Origin of the sequence: Vibrio sp. 10N.222.48.A3, from assembly GCF_041475345.1 — a bacterium.
Classification (GTDB): domain Bacteria; phylum Pseudomonadota; class Gammaproteobacteria; order Enterobacterales; family Vibrionaceae; genus Vibrio; species Vibrio tasmaniensis_A.
Map to the genome: position 1 here is coordinate 1 of NZ_JBFRVX010001291.1, position 641 is coordinate 641.

General features: G+C 38.2%; 1 protein-coding gene. It reads right to left on the reverse strand.

Annotated elements, in window-relative coordinates; genetic code table 11:
- On the reverse strand, positions 1–302 hold a 302-nt coding region (locus AB4653_RS25795), incomplete at its 3' end, for an Rrf2 family transcriptional regulator (RefSeq protein WP_372105649.1).
- Positions 303–641: the final 339 nt, after the last annotated feature.

Here is a 641-nt window from a genome sequence, read left to right on the forward strand (position 1 = left end):
GTAATAACACAGCTATTATCTTCGCCAAAACATTCAACCAAGTTACGTTTGTCTTCTAACTCTCGAACTAACGTACCTATGTTGATCTGACTTGGATGGCAACTGAGTTTCAAACCACCATTTTTTCCTCTTGTAGCGATCAGGTGCCCTTTGAGGTTGAGTTGCTGAACGATCTTCATTAAGTGGTTTTTAGAAATACCATAACTGTTAGCAATGTCGCCGATGGTGCTAAGAGATTGGTTGTTGATCGCTAAATAGATCAGAACGCGTAGGGAATAATCAGTGTAACGTGTGATATGCATGTTGGGATATTTCACTCTATAAGATGTATTTATTATGAATCTTATGAGTAATAAAGGCAAGTTAACCTAATGAGGAGTAGTGGCTAAGCACCAAGAAGCTAAGGCTGCGATCTTAATGACGTTTCTCACATCTGTTGTATGAGATCCTATCTCCATCTTCCTTTCTCAAACGAGATCTAATCCTCTAAGTCGAAGCGATCAGAAACATTTTTCGATATATTTTCACTCTGACAATATAAAAACACACAAACTTGTTCATAAAAAAAGCAGTCAGTTAATAAGGGTATTTACAAGCGAATCACACCACTATATTATTCGCGGCACTGGAGGGATGGCTGA